Raw genomic sequence first — 16,155 nt, 5'->3', positions numbered from 1 at the left:
CCCCGGGAAAGCCCCCGTCCGTGCTGTCTCTTCTCAAGCGGTACCGCCGCTTCCTTCTCGTGGTCGCCCTCCTCCTGTATCCGCTCGGCGCCTTTTTGCTGGGCGGGCGGCGGGGCAGGGATCCTAATTTCATCGACCGGGGCGTCATCGCCCTGACGGCGCCCGTGCAGCAGGGCCTCACCGCCGGCATCGAGGGCATTGTCGCAACGGTGCGCAACTACCTGGACCTGCGCGGCGTGCGCCAGGACAATGACGCGCTGCGGCTGGAGAACCTCCAGTTGAGGGCCACGGTGCAGGTGCTGGGGGAGACGCGGTCTGAGAACGGGCGGCTGCGCAAGCTCTTGTCCTATTCAGAGGCGGCGCCGGGCCCGGAGATTCCGGCCCGGGTGGTGGGCGTCAACCCGGTGGCGAAGCTCTTGTCGGTGCGGATCAGCAGCGGGGAGAAGGACGGGGTGTTCCGGGGCATGTCGGTGGTGACGCCGGACGGCATCGTGGGGCAGGTCATCCGGTCCACGGGCGGCTACGCGGACGTGGCGCTGGTGACGGACCCGCAGAGCCGGGTGGCGGTGCGGGTGCAGCGCTCGCGGGCGCGCGGCACCGCGGCGGGCGCGGGCAACGGCCCCCTGAACCTGGAGAACATGCTGCGCACGGAGGACGTGGAGAACGGCGACCTCATCATCACCGCCGGCACGGACGGCATCTATCCGCCGGGGCTGGTGGTGGGGCGGGTGACGCAGCTGGAGAAGAAGGAGCACGGCATGTTCCAGGGGGCGGACATCCAGCCGGCGGTGGACACCAGCCGTCTGGAGGAGGTGCTCGTGGTAGGCAGTCCCTACAGTGAGATGGGCTCCGGTGGGGCCTCGGCGGAAGGCGCGCAGAAATGAAGTTCCTGGTGACAGTGGCCCTCGCGCTGGCGTTGCTCACATTGGAGTCGGTGTTCGTCCAGCAGGCGGGGCTGGTGCTGGGCCGCGTGGACGTCACGGTGGTGCTGGTGGCCTTCCTCGCGCTGCGCGCGACGCTCACGGAGGGCGCGTGCTCCGCCTTCGCGGTGGGCTACCTCCTGGACCTGATGAGCGGCCAGCCCACCGGCCTGTTCACGTTCCTGGCGGTGTTCACCTTCCTGGTGGGCCGGCTGGTGGCGTCGTTCGTGGATGTGCGCGGCCCGGTGGCCTTCGCGCTGTTCGCCATGGGCGCGGACCTGGGACATGCGCTCCTGTCCACGTTCTTCACCTGGCTCACGGTGAAGGAGGGCTCCACGGCGCCGCTGTTCGCGGGGATGCCGGTGCAGCTGGCGCTCACGGGGCTGGCGGCGCTGGTGCTCTTCCCGCTCTTCAAGCGCTTTGAAGTGGCCCAGGAGCGGCCGGCGGGGTTGCTCCGTTGACGCCTCCGACGATTGGCAACACCACCCCGGGGCGCGACCTGAAGCGCCGCTTCCTGTGGCTGGGCCTGGCGATGTCGCTGGGCATCGTGGCGCTGGCCATCCAGCTCTACCGCCTGCAGCTCATCCGGCATGAGGAGTACGCCGCCAAGAGCGTGGCGAACTTCGTGAAGGAGGTGCGTCTGCGCGCGGACCGTGGCGTCATCAAGGACGCGCGCGGCACCATCCTGGTGGACAGCCGTCCGTCCTTCGACGCGTTCGTCACGCCCGCCTTCTGCACGGACTGCTTCGAGCAGGTGATTCCGCGCCTGGGCGAGCTGCTCCAGTGGGATCCCGAGCAGCGCAAGAAGATTGAAGACCTGGTGCGCGCAAGCCGCAGGAACGCGCCCTTCATGCCGGTGCCCGTGCGGGTGGACCTGACGCGCGACGAGTACGACCGGCTCAACGCCCGGCGCGACATCCTGGACGGCGTGGAGGTGGTGCCCGTGCCGCACCGCAACTACCGCGCGGACACGGTGCTGTCGCACGTGCTGGGCTACATGAACGAAATCACCCAGGAGGAGCTGGAGCGCCTCAACGGGGACGGCGCGAAGTACGCGCTGGGGGACTACATCGGCCGGCGGGGCCTGGAGCGCTACTTCGAATCCAAGCTGCGGGGCCAGGACGGCGTGCGCAAGGAAGTGGTGAACGCGCGCGGCCAGACCATTCGGGAGCTCAACGAGAAGCTGGGGGAGAACTCGGTGATTCCGCCCACGGCCGGCGGCAACCTGGTGCTCTCGCTGGACATGCGCCTGCAGGAGGCGGCGGAGCGCTCCTTCCCGGGCGTGACGGGCGCGGTGGTGGCCATCGACGTGAACACCGGCTTCATCAAGGCGCTGGTGTCCCGCCCTGGCTTCGACCCCAACTTGCTGACGGGCCGCGTGACGCCGTCGCAGATGGCCACGCTGGCAAGAGACCCGCTCCACCCGATGATCAACCGCGTGGCGGCCGAGCACTACAGCCCGGGCTCCACGTTCAAGGTCGTGACCCAACTGGCCGCCTTCAAGTCCGGCGTGTTCCGCCCGGAGACGGTGGTGCAGTGTTCCGGCGGCTACCGGCTGGGCGCGCGCGTCTGGCGCTGCCACAAGGACAGCGGCCACGGGCCCCTGGACGGCAAGGGCGCGATGAAGGCGTCGTGCGACTCGTGGTTCTACAAGGTCGCGGACACCATCGGCCTGGACCCCATCGCGGAGATGGGCAAGTCGCTGGGCCTGGGGCGTCCCACCGGCATCGGCGTGGTGGCGGAGGTGCCCGGCATCATGCCCTCCAGCGCGTACCACGACAAAGCGTCCCCCGGCGGCTACACCAAGGGCATGGCGCTCAACAGCGCCATCGGCCAGGGCGACGACAACGTGACGCCGCTTCAGCTCGCGCTGGTGTACGCGGCGATCGCCAACGGCGGGAAGCTCTACAAGCCGCAGATGGTTCAGCGGCTGGAGAACCTGGACGGCCAGGTGATGGAGGAGTTCAAGCCGGAGGTGGTCAGCCGCGTGGACATGAACCCCGCGCACCTGAAGGCCATCGTGGAGGGACTCGTCGCGGTGGCGCAGGAGCCCGGTGGCACCGCGTACCGCGCGAAGATGAAGTCGGGCCTGCCGCCGGAGATGCACGTCGCGGCGAAGACGGGCACCGCGCAGGTGGCGCGCATTGGCGCCATCCGTCTGAAGACGCACCAGATGAGCTACTTCGAGCGCGACCACGCGTGGTTCGCGGGCTTCGCCCCGGCGGACAAGCCGGAGCTGGCCGTGGTGGTGCTCAACGAGCACGGCGGCCACGGCGGCGTGGACGCGGCGCCCACGGCGATGGCCGTGATGAAGAAGTACTTCGAACTGAAGGCGGAGGACGCCACGTCACCCCTGCCTCGCGCCAACCAGCCCTACACGCCGTCGCTGCCCCCGGTGCCCACCCTGGACCCCACCGCGCTCACGCGCAGCGTGGTGCCGCCGCCCCGGGTGAACCTGCCGGGGGAGCCCATGCAGCCGCCCTCTGAGACCGGAGACGACAGTGCAACTTCGGATTGAGCGCCGGATGATGCCCCACGTGCCGTGGGGGCTCGTCATCTGCGTCCTGGGCGTGTGCCTGCTGGGCATCTGGAACCTGGCGTCCGCGTCCCGGCCCCCCATGGCGCCCGTCTGGACGAGCCAGGCGCTCTACCTGGCCGTGGGCCTGGGCGCGGTGCTGATGGTGTGCCTCGTGGACTACCGCTGGATCCAGCGGATGGCCTTTCCCATCTACGTGGCCAACATCCTGGCGCTGCTGGCGCTGCGCGTCTTCGGCCACACGGCGAAGGGCGCGGAGAGCTGGTTCGTCATCGGCCCGTTCCGCCTGCAGCCCGCGGAGTTCATGAAGATTGGCGTCGTGCTGATGCTCGCCAAGGTCTACCACGACGACTTCCAGCCCAACCAACCGTCCTACGGGCTCATGCGCCTGTGGAAGCCGGTGCTGGTGGTGATGGTGCCCTTCGTGCTGGTGCTGGTGCAGCCGGACCTGGGCACGGCGCTGATGATCTTCCTGTCCTCCGGCACCGTCATCCTCTTCGGCAAGGTGCGCTGGTATCTGGCCGGCACGCTGGTGCTGGGCGTGCTGGTGGGCGGCCTCATCATCTGGAACGACTACGTGCGGGAGATGCCCGAACCGCGCTCCACCGTCGTGCGCCACCACCTGAAGAAGCACCAGAGCCAGCGCATCTCCGGATGGTTGGATCCCGAGGCGGACCTGCGCGGCTCCGGCTACCACGCCGCGCAATCCAAGATTGCCGTGGGCAGCGGCGGCCTCACCGGCAAGGGCTGGCGCGAAGGAACCCAGACAGGTCTGCGTTTCCTGCCGGAACAGCACACGGACTTCATCTTTTCCGTGTGGGCCGAGGAGCACGGCTTCTTCTCATGCTTGCTGCTCTTGCTGCTCTACGGCGGCATCTTCATCCTCGGGCTGGGGGTGGGCTTCAGCGCGCGGGATCGTTTTGGAGCGTTCGTTGCCGTAGGGGTGGTGGCCACACTTTTCTGGCAGGTGTTCGAAAACATCGGCATGGTCATTGGCCTGTTGCCGGTGACGGGCATCACGCTGCCCCTCATGAGCTATGGCGGCTCCTCGATGCTGTCGGTGATGCTGTGCATCGGGCTGCTGGTGAACATCAGCATGCGCCGTCACATGTTCTGACGACGGCCGGAGGCTTCGATGGTGCAGAGGAAGGGTGCCGTGAAGGCCAGCTCCGAGGTCCGGGAGCTGGAGGGCGCGGTGGCGCCGCGCGCGTATGTCCCGCCCGTGGGAGTCGGGGCCGGCCTGGGGGCCTCACGCGTCGTGCCCACGCCCGGCGTGGCCCCGCGCATCGAGATGAATCAGGGCGAGCCGGAGCACCGGCACTTCCCGCGCGCGAAGCTGGCCACCCACTTCGACCTCTGGATGGATGATGGGGAAGGGGGCCGGCGCTTCTCCGCCAACCTCGTCTCCATCAACGTGAGCGTCAGCGGCGCGTTCCTGGCGAGCACGTTCTTCCTGCCCATGGGCACCGTGGTGCGCGCGCGCTTCGCCCTGGAGGAAGGCGCGGCGCCCGTGGAGACCCGCGCGGAGATCGTCCGGGAGGAGCGGGGACCGGAGGAGGAGGGCAAGAGTGGCTTCGCCCTGCGCTTCCTGGACTTCTCCGGTCAGACAGAGGTGGCGCTGGCCCGGCTCTTCCTGGGCGCGCGCCTGCGTGCCTTCACGGAGGACTATCTCAAATCCGCCCGCGCCCGCTCCCTGCCCAATGAGCTGGAGCGGGTCATCGACGTGATGGCGGCCTGGGAGCTGCTCAAGGCCACCACGCCTGGAGACCCCTGGCGCGGTGAGTAGGTCCCAGGAGGCTCAGGCGGGCTTGCCGGTGGCGATCTGCCGCCGACGCTCGGCCTGGTAGTGCGCGGAGCACAGGCCCTTGGAGCGCTGCTCGCGGGTGCAGCCATTCACCGTGCAGCGGCGATCCATGGGCACCGGCCCGCCCGCGACCGTCTTCGGCGGACGGCCCCGGCGGCGGCCCGCCATCACCGCGCCATTGCCCGGCGACGGCGCCACGCTGCCCATTCCCGGCATCCCCGTGTTCAGCGCGCGCAGCATGCCGCGGCCGATGGCGTCACCCAACGCCTCCGCCCACGACGTCAGGGCAGGGGTCAGCGGCGCTTGCGAGGTCAATTCTTTGCGAAGGCGTGCCATGAAGAACTCCTGTTGAAACTCGCCAATCAAGACAGGCGTGTACTTTTGTCTTCTGTCTGGTGTGGCGAACTCTGTCAACAAGACACGTCAGGGTCTTGTTTGACTCGCAATGCAGTTTCAATGTCTGTTGAACAAAACATGACGGGAGGATCGTCCCACCGTCCTGCCAGGGCATTTGTCTCAACACCAGAGAAACGGCAACCGTGAGGGGCGTTTGGCACCCGGTACGTGAAAGCCCTTACCGTCGCGGTGAGTTGTCTTTCTACAGACATATCGAACGCGCACCGTGTCACAGCCGGGTGTCTTCTGCCGGGATGCACAAAGGGGCGCCGGACATGAAACGTCCCCTCGCACCGCGCGCGAAGCCTGGTGGAGGACCAGGTGCGTCATCGGTGGGAGGGGACAGGAGGGCCTGTTCGCCCGTGCGGCTAGAGGCTCTTCTTGACGGCGTCCTCGATGCGAGACTTGGGGACCGCGCCGACGATCTGCTCCACGACCTTGCCGCCCTTGAAGAGCAGCAGGGTGGGGATGGAGCGGATGCCGTACTTCTGGGGCGTGTCCTGGTTCTCGTCGATGTTCATCTTCGTGAAGCTCACCTTGCCCTTGTACTGCTCGGACAGCGCTACCACGGAGGGTGCGATGGCCCGGCAGGGCGCGCACCAGGTGGCCCAGAAGTCCACGAGCACGGGCTCCTGTGAGTCCAGCACCAGCTTCTGGAAGTCCGAATCCTTGATGTCCTTCACTTCGCCAGCCATGTCGTCTCCTCGGGGCGGTCCCACACCTGCCGACGCGCGCCCTGTTAGTACGCGTCCGGGGGCCCCGCAAGCAGCGGGATCCGGCCCGGCCCCCCGTTGAACGGATGCGGAGGGTGCCAGGGGGTTGCACCCATTTCGCGGCCCCCCGGGAGGGGCGGTGGTGTAGACTGGACGACGTGACGAAGCTCTTCCTGTCCCAGGCGCAGCTCGAGGAGTGGGCGCTGGCGGACAAAGCAGACCTGCGCGAAGGACGGCTGGTGGTGGCCGCCGAGGGAGGGACCGACTGGCCCCTTGCTCCGGCCGTTCACGTCGTGCAGCTGGTGTCCGGGGAGGACACCCACCAGCTGGTGTCGAAGGTGAAGACGGAGGAGCAGCTCGGCCGGCTGGGGGCCGAACAGATGGCCGACTCCATCCTGGTGGGGGACTCCGCGTACGAGGTCGTTCCGGGCTATGTCGCTGAAGTGAGCGCGCCTTCTCCGGAACGCAAGCCGAACTCGGAGACCGATCTGCTGGCGGCCTTCATTCTCAATAAAATGGGTTGAGGGTGGGCTGAATGCCTCCTCGGCCGGGGTTATGAGCCTGCCGCCATGAGCCACACGCTCGTCTCACTCGCCTGCCACGCCTACGGGCTGGCCGCGCTCGTCTACCTTGCCTACCTGGTGCGCCAGTCGCAGGTGCTCGCCGTGTCCGGGCGGGTGCTCGTGGGGACAGGGCTCCTGATGCATTGCGTTGCCCTCGTCGAAATGATGGGGGTCCAGGGGGGCCGGCTGGTGGGGCCCGCGCAGGGCCTGTCCACCTTCGCCTTCCTGCTGCTGGCGCTGTTCCTGGCGTTGGATGTGCGCTACCGCAAACCTGTCATCGGCGCGTTCCTCACGCCGCTGGCGGTGGCGGTGATGCTCATCGGGATGTTGTTGCATGGCGGCCCGGCGCCGCTGCCGGCGGAGGTCCGCCAGCCGCTCCTGCCGGTGCATGTCACCATCGCGCTCCTGGGCATGACGGCGTTTGGCGTGGCCGCGGGGGTGGGCGTGATGTACCTGCTGATGGAGCGGCAGGTGAAGACCAAGCACTTCGGGTTGTTGTTCGCGCGGCTGCCTTCACTGGAGTTCCTGGACACGCTCAACCGGCGGCTGGTGGTGTGGGGTTTCATCGCGCTGTCGCTGACGCTGGCGACCGGGGCGCTGTTCGTCTCCACGGTGCCGGGGCTGGCGTGGCACTTCGACGCCAAGCAGCTCGCCACGTTCATTGCCTGGGGCGTCTTCGCCGCGCTCGTCAACGCCCGCATCTTCGCTGGTTGGCGCGGCCGTCGCGTCGCCCTGCTCACCATGGCGGGCTTCTGTCTGGTGCTGGTCTCCTTCCTGTCGTCCTACGATCTGTCCGCCGCTGGCCCGGGGATGCCGTAGCCATGGAATTCATCTGTATTGGCGTCTCCCACCGCACCGCCCCCCTGGGCATCCGGGAGCGGTTGGCATTGCCCGAAGCCCGGCAGACGGAAGTGTTGCAGCGGCTGGCGCAGGCGCCGGTGGAAGCGCTCTGGGTGTCCACGTGCAACCGCGTGGAGGTGTATCTGGCGGCGCCCAGCGCGGAGCAGGCGCGGGAGCGCGCGCATGAAACCCTGCGGTCCCTGGGGGGCGCGGAGGCGATGGAGCACCTCTACGAACACCAGGGCGAGGCGGCGCTCGTGCACCTGTTCCGCGTGGCCTCCAGCCTGGACTCCATGGTGCTGGGCGAAGCGCAGATCTTGGGTCAGGTGAAGGACGCCTTCGAGCGCGGGCAGGGCGCGGGCGCGGTGCGCGGGGAGATGACGCGCGCGTGCGCGGCGGCGTTCGGCTGCGCCAAGCGCGTGCGCACGGAGACGGCGGTGGGGCGCGCGGCCACGTCCATGGCGTCCGCGGCGGTGCAACTGGCGAGCAAGGTGTTCGACGGGCTCAAGGACAAGACGGTGCTGGTGGTGGGCGCCGGGGAGATGGGCGAACTGGCGGCGCGGCACCTGATGAACGCCGGCGCGGGGAAGCTCGTGGTGACCAACCGCACGCTGGCCCGCGCGGAGGCCCTGGTGGCGGAGGTGGGCGGCGTCGCCCGGCCCTTCGAGGAGTTGTTCACGCTGCTGGCGGCCGCGGACGTGGTGGTGACGAGCACCGCGTCGCCGGTGCCGCTGTTCACCCGCGAGAACGTGGGGGCGCTGGGCAAGGCGCGCCGGGGCCGGCCGCTGTTCATGGTGGACCTGGCGGTGCCTCGCGACATCGACCCGGCGGTGGGCACGCTGGACTGGGTGCACGCGTACGACGTGGACGACATCCAGAAGTTCGTCGCGGACAACGCCGCCCAGCGCGCGGAGGAAGCGCACAAGGCGGGCGGGCTGGTGGCGCAGGAGGTGGCGCGCTTCGCCCGGGAGCGCGCGCTGCGTGAAGGCATGCCCGTGCTGGCCCGGCTGCGTCAGCGCGCGGAGGGCATCGCGCGGGCGGAGGTGGAGCGCACGCTCCTGGGATTGGGCGACGGGCTCACCGACAAGCAACGCAAGAGCATCGAGGCCATGGGGCGCGCCATCGTGAACAAGCTGTTGCATGAGCCCACCGCGCGGCTGCGCGCCGTGGGGCCGCAGGGTGAAGGCAACCGTCTGGCGGGCGCCGCCGCGGAGCTGTTCGGCCTGACGGAGGAGGAGGCCGCCGCCATCGCGCCGGAGCCGGAGTCCGAATCCCTGACGAACCACGTGGTGGCCGCGGGGAGCCGGCGATGAAGGCCGTGAGGATCGCGACGCGGCAGAGCCCGCTGGCGCTCTGGCAGGCGCGGCACGTGGCGTCGCTGCTCACCGCGCGAAACCCGGGCCTGGAGGTGTCGCTGGTGGAGATGACCACCGAGGGCGACCGCTTCCTCTCCGCGCCGCTGTCCGCCGTGGGGGGCAAGGGGCTGTTCGTGAAGGAGATTGAGCAGGCCCTGCTGGATGGCCGCGCGGACGTGGCGGTGCACAGCCTCAAGGACATGACGTCGGTGTTCCCGGACGGTCTGATATTGGCGGCGGTGCCGGCGCGCGAGGATCCGCGCGACGCGTTCTGCAGCGCGGAGGGACACACGCTGGAATTGCTGCCGGCGGGCGCGAAGGTGGGCACGTCGTCCCTGCGCCGCAGCTGCATCCTGCGCTCGCGCCGTCCGGACCTGGAGATCGTCTCCCTGCGCGGCAACGTGCAGACGCGGCTGCAGAAGACGCGCGAGCTGGGGCTCGCGGGCGCGATGCTCGCCGCGGCGGGCTTGAAGCGCCTGGGCCTGGACCACCACATCACGCAGGTGGTGTCCGTGGCGGACAGCCTGCCCGCGGTGGGGCAGGGCGTGCTGGCCATCCAGTGTCGCGAAGCGGACGCGGACGTGCGCGCGCTGCTGGCGCCCCTGGAGGACCTCACCACGCGCGGCGCCGTGCGGGCCGAGCGCGCCTTCCTGGCGAAGCTGGAGGGCGGCTGCTCCGTGCCCCTGGCGGGCCATGCCACGGTGGCGGACGGACAGGTCCACCTGCGCGGGCTGGTGGGCCGTCCGGATGGCACACGCGTGGTGCGGGGTGAGGTGAAGGGCCCCGTCGCGGAGGCGGAGCGGCTGGGCGAAGCGCTGGCGGATGAACTGCTGTCGCAGGGCGCGGGGGACATCCTGCGCGATTTCGGCCGACGCGACGGCGCGTCCCGCGCCTAGAGTGCCGGCCCGTGGACCGGCGACTGGAAGGCATCCGAGTTTTGGTGACACGCCCGCGTGAGCGGGCCGAGGAGCTGTGCTTCCTGCTGGAGGACGAAGGCGCGGATGTCTTCAGCCTTCCGCTGCTGGAGTTGCGCCCCCCGGAGGACCCCCGGCCGCTCGCGTCCGCGGCCGAGCACGTGCAGCGCTACCACTGGGTGGTGTTCGCCAGTCCCTCCGCCGTGGAGTCCTTCCTGGAGGCCCTGCGGCTGGCCGGCACGTTGGACCGGCTGTCGCGCGTGAAGCTGGCCGCGGTGGGGCCGCGCACCGCGAGGACGGTGGAAGCCTTTGGTCTTACGGTGGCCGCGGAGCCCACGGAGGGCACGGGCGTGGCGCTGTTCACCGCGCTGAGGGACCTGCTCGGCCCCGACGACGACGTGCTCCTGCCGTCCGCGGAGGAGGGCCGGCGCGAGCTGGAGGACGGCCTGCGCGACCTGGGCGTGCGCGTCACGCGCGTGACGGCCTACCGCTCCACGCCCGCGCCCCTGCCGCCGGAGGCGCTGGCCCACCTGTCGGAGGCGCCGCCGCAGGTGGTGCTCTTCGCCTCGCCGCGCACCGCGGAGGCCTTCCTGGAGGGCGCGGGGCGTGAGCCGCTGGCGTCCGCGAAGGTGGTGGCCATTGGCCCCACCACGGCGACCGCGCTGGGGCAGCTGGGCATCGACGTGGCCACGGTCGCGGAGCGCCCCACGCCCGAAGCGCTCGTGGATGCCACCGTCCGCGCCGTTCACGGCTAGAATGCCCGCCCGGTGACGCTCCGGGTGCCAGTCAGGCGCCCGCGCGTGCGTGACGCGAAAAGGTGCGGGTGATGATGCGTGGCTTGCAGCGGAGTGTCTTCCTGCTCGGACTGCTGGCGCTGGCCGCGACGGCGAGCGCGCAGAACGATCCGATCCCGTCGGACTTCCAGTACCTGGACCACTGGGTCCTCAACAACAGCCAGGACCCGTTCCGGTACTACGTGGACTCCCGCGTCAGCCGGCCCGGTGGCAACGAGCTGAGCCGGGTGACGGACGTCGTGAAGGCCTCCTTCCAGGCCTGGCAGGACGTGGACTGCGCCTGGCCCGCCTTCACCTATGCGCAGGGCTCCATCCCGGACGTGCGCGACCGCTACGACACGTTCAACGTCGCGGCCATCTGGGTGACGGACCGCTCCGACACCGCGTACGGCGACGTGCTCAACGGGGAGCTGAGCACCTCCGCCGCCGTCCCCCTGGTCCACAACGGCTACGTGTACCAGTGCGACATCTTCCTCAACGCCGTGGACTTCAAGTTCACCACGGCCGACACCACGCCCGTGGACTTCCTGGACCTCCAGACGGTGGTGATGCGTGAGATTGGCCACTGCCTTGGATTGGCGGACACCTACAACTCCAGCTTCGAGGCCGTCATGGGCGCCCGGCTCCTTCCCGGGCAGCAGCGGCGCACCATCACCGCCTACGACCGGGGCGCGCTGTGCCAGCGCTATCCGCAGACGGGCGGAGTGGGCTCCCCCTGCGTGTCGAACAGTTGCTCCCAGGGCCTGACCTGCGCCGCGACCCAGTCCACCACCAGCGGCGCCACGCTGAACATCTGCACCAAGGCCTGTCCGGATGGCGTGCCGGGCGCGTGCCCCGCGCCCTACGAGTGCCGCGCCTCCAGTGTCGTCCCGGGCTCCTCCTTCGCGTGTCTTCCGGCGGTGGCGGGCGCGACGACGCGCGTGGGCGCGGCCTGCACGGCGGACTCGCAGTGCGGCGCCGTGGTGTCGCGCTGCCTCACCACCGCGCAGCAGACGGAAGGCTTCCCCGGCTGGCGTGATGGCTACTGCTCCCAGGCTTGCACGGCGAACAGGGACTGCCCCCGGGGCGCCACGTGCGCCACCGTGGGCTCGCTCGGCAAGCGCTGTCTGGATGACTGTCGTCCGGGGACCGCGGACTGTCGCACCGGCTATTCGTGCGCGCCGCTGCCGGAGGGCAATGCCTGCATCGCCGACTGCGCCACCAACAGCGACTGCGGCTCCAACTCCGCCTGCCGCACGTGTGATCACGCGTGCATCAAGGAACAGCAGGGTCCCCGGAACGTGGGCGAGCCCTGCGCCCAGGACACCGAATGCGGCACCAACCAGGTGTGCCTGAAGCTCAACGGCAATACGCAGGGCGTCTGCGCGCAGCCGTGCTCCGTGGACGCGTGCACGTGCAGCCCGGGCAACACCTGCCGTTCAGCGGGGACGGCCAGTGAGCGCTTCTGCTTCCGCGACTGCGAGCAGGGCACCTGCGCTTCTCCCCTGCAGTGCACCCCGTTCGAGCAGGGCGCCGCCTGCATCGCCGCGTGCCGCACCAGCCAGGACTGCCCCAACGGCCTCTACTGCGGCAGCAGCGGCCAGTGCTACGACCCGTTCGCCCCGTCGGATGGCGGCACCTGCGCGCTGTGTGGTGACGGCGGTGTTCCCCCGCCGCCCCCCACGGACGGCGGGACGGGCCCGACCACGAACGGGCCGGATGGCTGTGGCTGCCAGGGCGCGCCCACCTCCGCCGCGGCATTCCTCGCGGGGCTCGGGGTGTTGCTGCTGGCCACCCGCAAGAGGAGGAACGGTTGACCCAGGCGATACCCCCCGGCGGCAGCGTCCCGTCCCGAAGCAGCACGGACTTCACCATCGCCTTCGTGCTGGAGGCGATGGTGGCCCAGCGCCTGCTGACCCCGCAGCAGGCGCAGGAGGTGCTGGTGCGTGAGCCCGCGGCGCGGGCCCGGGTGCTCAAGGCGCAGGGTGGGGCGGGCAAGGACGCGGCCCGCTACGACGTGTCGCCCGTGGAGATCATCGCGGCCTTCCAGATTCCCGCGCCGGGCGGGCGGGGCGTGCTGGACGAGGACCGCGTCACGGAGGCCGCCGCGCGCGCGGCCGGGCTGGAATACCGCAAGCTGGATCCGCTGAAGATGGACATGGCGCTGGCCACCCGCACCGTGTCCCGGCCCTACGCGCAGAAGCACGTGCTGCTGCCGCTGGAGCGCACGGAGCAGGGGCGGCTGCGCGTGGCGGTGGCCAACCCCTTCGACCGCGAGCTGTTCGAAAGCTTCCACCGGCTCACCGGCGAACCGGTGGAGCCGGTGCTGTCGGCGAAGGGGGACATCCTCAAGTCCATCGCGGACATCTACGGCTTCAAGAAGACGCTGGCGCGCGCGGCGGACGACTTCGGCGGCGCGCAGGCGCAGCAGCAGATGGGCAACTTCGAGCAGCTGGTGTCGCTCAGCGGCACCCAGGAGCTGGAAGCGTCCGACCGTCCGGTGGTGCAGGCGGTGGACTACCTGCTGCGCTACGCGTTCGACAACCGCGCGTCGGACATCCACATCGAACCCAAGCGCAACACCAGCGTGGTGCGGCTGCGCATCGACGGCGTCCTGCACCCCGTGTACTCGCTGCCCGCGCAGGTGCACCCGCCCATCGTGTCGCGCGTGAAGATGCTCTCGCGCATCGACATCTCCGAGAAGCGCCGTCCCCAGGATGGCCGCATCAAGACGGAGCGCGACGGCCGCGAGGTGGAGTTGCGTGTCTCCACGCTGCCCACCGCCTTCGGCGAGAAGGTGGTCATCCGCATCTTCGACCCGGAGACGCTGGTGCAGGACATCGCCCAGCTGGGGTTCGAACCGGACGAGAAGGGCCATTTCGAATCGTGGATCGACCAGCCCCACGGCCTCATCCTGGTGACGGGCCCCACGGGCAGCGGCAAGACGACGACGCTCTACTCCGCGCTCAAGGCGGTGGCGGGCCCGGACGTCAACGTCACCACGATTGAAGACCCCATCGAAATGGTGTGGGACGCCTTCAACCAGGTGCAGGTGCAGCCCAAGGTGGGCCTGGATTTCGCGGGGGCGCTGCGCCACATCCTGCGCCAGGACCCGGACGTCATCATGGTGGGCGAAATCCGCGACGCGGAGACGGCGGAGAACGCGCTCCAGGCCGCGCTCACCGGCCACCTGGTGCTCTCCACGCTGCACACCAACGACGCGCTGGGCGCGGTGGCGCGCATGAAGGACCTGGGCGTGCCGGCCTTCCTCCTGGCGCAGAGCCTGTTGGGCGTGATGGCCCAGCGCCTGCTCCGCCGCGTCTGCGTGTACTGCGCGGAGGAGGCGGTGCTCACGTCGGATGAACTCCAGGCGCTCCAGGCGCCCCTGCCGCTGCTGCCGGGCGGGGTGCGGCTGATGAAGGGCGTGGGGTGCGTGCGGTGCCGGGGCACCGGCTATTCGGGCCGCACCGGTGTCTTCGAAATCGTCTCCACCACGCACGAGGTGCGGGAGCTCATCGCCCACGAGGCCCCGTACGAGCAGCTGGTGAAGGCCGCGCGGAAGAACGGCATGCGCACCCTGCGCGAGGCCGCCGTGCGCAAGCTGGCGCAGGGCCTCACCGCCTTCGATGAAGTCGTGCGGATGACGTCCGCCCTCTGAAGCGCCGTCCCCTGGAAACACGAAGGGCCCGCCGTGTTGAACGGCGGGCCCCGGTGACTTGCCACGGTGCCGCGAAGGCCTAGAAGCGCGCCTGGAGCAGCGTGTTGAAGCCCAGCGCGTGCGGCTTCTCGAAGTTCGGCTGCGCGATGCCGGTGACGTCGTCCTCGAACGTCGTCCGGTTGGTGTCGTAGGTGTAATAGACCTCGCCCACGGCGGCCACGGACTCGGACAGGTCCCACCGGAAGGTGGCCTTGGCGGAGATGATGGGCTCCGCCTCGCAGACGCCGCTGCCGCAGGTGCTGGGCAGGATGCTCAGCTGGTTGGCGTCACGCACCACGACGGTGCGCGTGCCGCTGATGCCCAGCGGCGGGTTGCTGCCGCCAATGAGCGGCTGCGGGCTGCGGAAGGACGCCGGCTGCTGCACGCCCAGGATGACGCCCGGGGTCAGGTGCAGGTTGGGCAGGTGGTAGTCCGCGCCCACCGCGACGAACATCTCCGGCTTCAGCTCCGTGCCCGTGGGGAAGTCCTGGAACGGCGGGAAGCCCGGCACGTCGAACTGGATGAAGGACAGGCTGCGGAAGAGCGCCAGCACGTTGAAGCGCAGCAGGTCGTACTTCGCACGGGCCTGGAGCGCGAGCGCGGTGGCGCCCTGGGGCTTGGTGGCGCCGAACGTGTCGGGGTCCTGCAGCGTCTGCGTCAGGTAGCTGCCCTCCAGCGACACGGAGTAGGACAGGCCGCCCGGGTACTGCTCCGGCGCGAAGAAGCGCTGGTAGATTTCCGGGTCGTTCTTGTAGAGCCGGAAGTCGATGCTCGTCCCGACGGGCACGCCCACGTGGTAGACGACCTGGCCGGACACGCCCGCGGCGTTGACGCTCGCCTCGATGCCCTGGTTGGCCAGGCCCGGGACGATGCCCTTCTGGAAGAAGCCGCCGCCCGCTTCGACGCGCAGCGTCTCCAGGATGTCCCAGCCGGCGCCGCCCATCACGCCGTAGAGCGTCTCCTGCTCCAGCACCAGGTCGTTGAGCACCAGCGCCGTCTTGCCGCCCAGGTACGCGTACCAGCGGTCGCGGGTGAGCTGGAGCTTGGCGCCCGGCACGCCCGCCGCGGCGGCGCGGTTGGTGAAGATGGGGCTGCCGCCCCAGGAGATGCGGTACGCGTAGCCCAGACGGAAGCGATCCGCGGACACCGGGAAGCCGGTGAGCGACAGGCCTTCCTTCTCACCCCAGCCGGGCGGCTGGTAGTTCAGGCGCACGTAGCTGGAGTTGTCGAGGATGTCGACACCGCCCGACGGCCGCTCCAACACCAGCAGCGTGAGGGCCGCCTCCGTGGTGAGGCCCTCGAAGAACGCCGGCATGCGCTTGTAGAGCACGATGTTCGACAGCGACTCGAACCCGGAGAACTTGGTGTTGAAGTTGTCGTAGAACTGCGTGTTCTGGTTGCCCGCGCCAAAGCGCGCGTTCGGGCTGTTGGGCGTGGTTTCACCCGCGCCCGCGAGCACGTTGTCGTCCGCGAAGACGAACGACAAACGGGTGTCCACGAAGTCTCCGGCCCATGCGGGCGCGGAAAGAGCTGTCAGGCCCATCAGGGCCAGCGTCTGCAACGTTTTCAATGTCCCTCCAGGAAGCGGTCCGGGGGAGACCGCTCCTCCCAGCGCCCCGGTATCCACCGGGGCGCGATGCGACT

At 69.7% G+C, this 16,155-nt stretch carries 15 protein-coding genes; 12 read left to right on the top strand and 3 right to left on the bottom strand.

The window, feature by feature from the left end:
* Window positions 1-20: 20 nt before the first annotated feature.
* From mreC to D7Y13_RS12995, 5 genes are read left to right on the top strand one after another with little or no spacing between them, the layout of a single operon-like run.
* Window positions 21-884 (top strand): rod shape-determining protein MreC, encoded by an 864-nt coding sequence (gene mreC, locus D7Y13_RS13015; protein WP_120582760.1) that lies wholly within the window; start codon window positions 21-23, stop codon window positions 882-884.
* Window positions 881-1,381: a hypothetical protein gene (locus D7Y13_RS13010; RefSeq protein ID WP_120582759.1), complete on the top strand. Its 501-nt coding sequence runs from the start codon at window positions 881-883 to the stop codon at window positions 1,379-1,381. The genes mreC and D7Y13_RS13010 overlap by 4 nt, the downstream gene beginning before the upstream one ends.
* Window positions 1,378-3,438, top strand: a complete 2,061-nt coding sequence (gene mrdA / locus D7Y13_RS13005; protein WP_120582758.1) for a penicillin-binding protein 2 — start codon at window positions 1,378-1,380, stop codon at window positions 3,436-3,438. Before D7Y13_RS13010 ends, mrdA begins: the two co-directional genes overlap by 4 nt.
* Before the next feature lie 7 nt (window positions 3,439-3,445).
* A complete protein-coding gene (gene rodA / locus D7Y13_RS13000; protein WP_199732696.1) occupies window positions 3,446-4,573 on the top strand; it encodes a rod shape-determining protein RodA in 1,128 nt (375 codons plus the stop codon).
* Between the two features lie 18 nt (window positions 4,574-4,591).
* Window positions 4,592-5,242, top strand: coding sequence for a PilZ domain-containing protein (locus D7Y13_RS12995; RefSeq protein WP_120582756.1), 651 nt, complete (start codon window positions 4,592-4,594; stop codon window positions 5,240-5,242).
* A gap of 12 nt (window positions 5,243-5,254) precedes the next feature.
* Here D7Y13_RS12995 and D7Y13_RS12990 read toward each other — a convergent pair whose 3' ends face one another.
* Together D7Y13_RS12990 and trxA are read right to left on the bottom strand one after the other, a co-directional pair.
* A complete protein-coding gene (locus tag D7Y13_RS12990) occupies window positions 5,255-5,596 on the bottom strand; it encodes a hypothetical protein (protein WP_120531793.1) in 342 nt (113 codons plus the stop codon).
* Between the two features lie 428 nt (window positions 5,597-6,024).
* The gene (gene trxA / locus D7Y13_RS12985; RefSeq protein WP_120531794.1) at window positions 6,025-6,351 is read right to left on the bottom strand and encodes a thioredoxin; all 327 of its coding nucleotides are present in this window, start codon (window positions 6,349-6,351) and stop codon (window positions 6,025-6,027) included.
* Between the two features lie 104 nt (window positions 6,352-6,455).
* On the opposite strand from trxA, the gene D7Y13_RS12980 reads away from it, so the two are divergent.
* The 7 genes from D7Y13_RS12980 (at window position 6,456) to D7Y13_RS12950 (ending at window position 14,472) form a co-directional block, all read left to right on the top strand.
* A complete protein-coding gene (locus D7Y13_RS12980) occupies window positions 6,456-6,893 on the top strand; it encodes a hypothetical protein (RefSeq protein ID WP_120531795.1) in 438 nt (145 codons plus the stop codon).
* 45 nt (window positions 6,894-6,938) lie between these two features.
* Complete coding sequence (locus D7Y13_RS12975) at window positions 6,939-7,751, top strand: cytochrome C assembly family protein (protein ID WP_120531796.1); 813 nt, start codon at window positions 6,939-6,941, stop codon at window positions 7,749-7,751.
* A 2-nt stretch (window positions 7,752-7,753) separates the two neighbouring features.
* Window positions 7,754-9,085: a glutamyl-tRNA reductase gene (gene hemA, locus D7Y13_RS12970; protein ID WP_120531797.1), complete on the top strand. Its 1,332-nt coding sequence runs from the start codon at window positions 7,754-7,756 to the stop codon at window positions 9,083-9,085.
* Entirely contained in the window at window positions 9,082-10,023 is a 942-nt protein-coding gene (hemC, locus tag D7Y13_RS12965; protein WP_120582755.1) for a hydroxymethylbilane synthase, read from the top strand. Before hemA ends, hemC begins: the two co-directional genes overlap by 4 nt.
* An 11-nt stretch (window positions 10,024-10,034) precedes the next feature.
* Window positions 10,035-10,796, top strand: a complete 762-nt coding sequence (locus D7Y13_RS12960) for a uroporphyrinogen-III synthase (protein ID WP_120531799.1) — start codon at window positions 10,035-10,037, stop codon at window positions 10,794-10,796.
* 71 nt (window positions 10,797-10,867) lie between these two features.
* The gene (locus D7Y13_RS12955) at window positions 10,868-12,631 is read left to right on the top strand and encodes a zinc metalloprotease (protein WP_120630686.1); all 1,764 of its coding nucleotides are present in this window, start codon (window positions 10,868-10,870) and stop codon (window positions 12,629-12,631) included.
* A 77-nt stretch (window positions 12,632-12,708) separates the two neighbouring features.
* Window positions 12,709-14,472 carry a GspE/PulE family protein gene (locus tag D7Y13_RS12950; protein ID WP_233595361.1) on the top strand — a complete coding sequence of 588 codons (1,764 nt, stop codon included), beginning with the start codon at window positions 12,709-12,711 and terminating at the stop codon, window positions 14,470-14,472.
* 79 nt (window positions 14,473-14,551) lie between these two features.
* Here D7Y13_RS12950 and D7Y13_RS12945 read toward each other — a convergent pair whose 3' ends face one another.
* Window positions 14,552-16,081, bottom strand: a complete 1,530-nt coding sequence (locus D7Y13_RS12945; RefSeq protein ID WP_199732695.1) for a hypothetical protein — start codon at window positions 16,079-16,081, stop codon at window positions 14,552-14,554.
* Window positions 16,082-16,155: the final 74 nt, after the last annotated feature.

It is taken from the genome of Corallococcus praedator, assembly GCF_003612125.1.
GTDB lineage: Bacteria > Myxococcota > Myxococcia > Myxococcales > Myxococcaceae > Corallococcus > Corallococcus praedator.
This window is presented reverse-complemented; position numbering and strand designations above follow the sequence as displayed.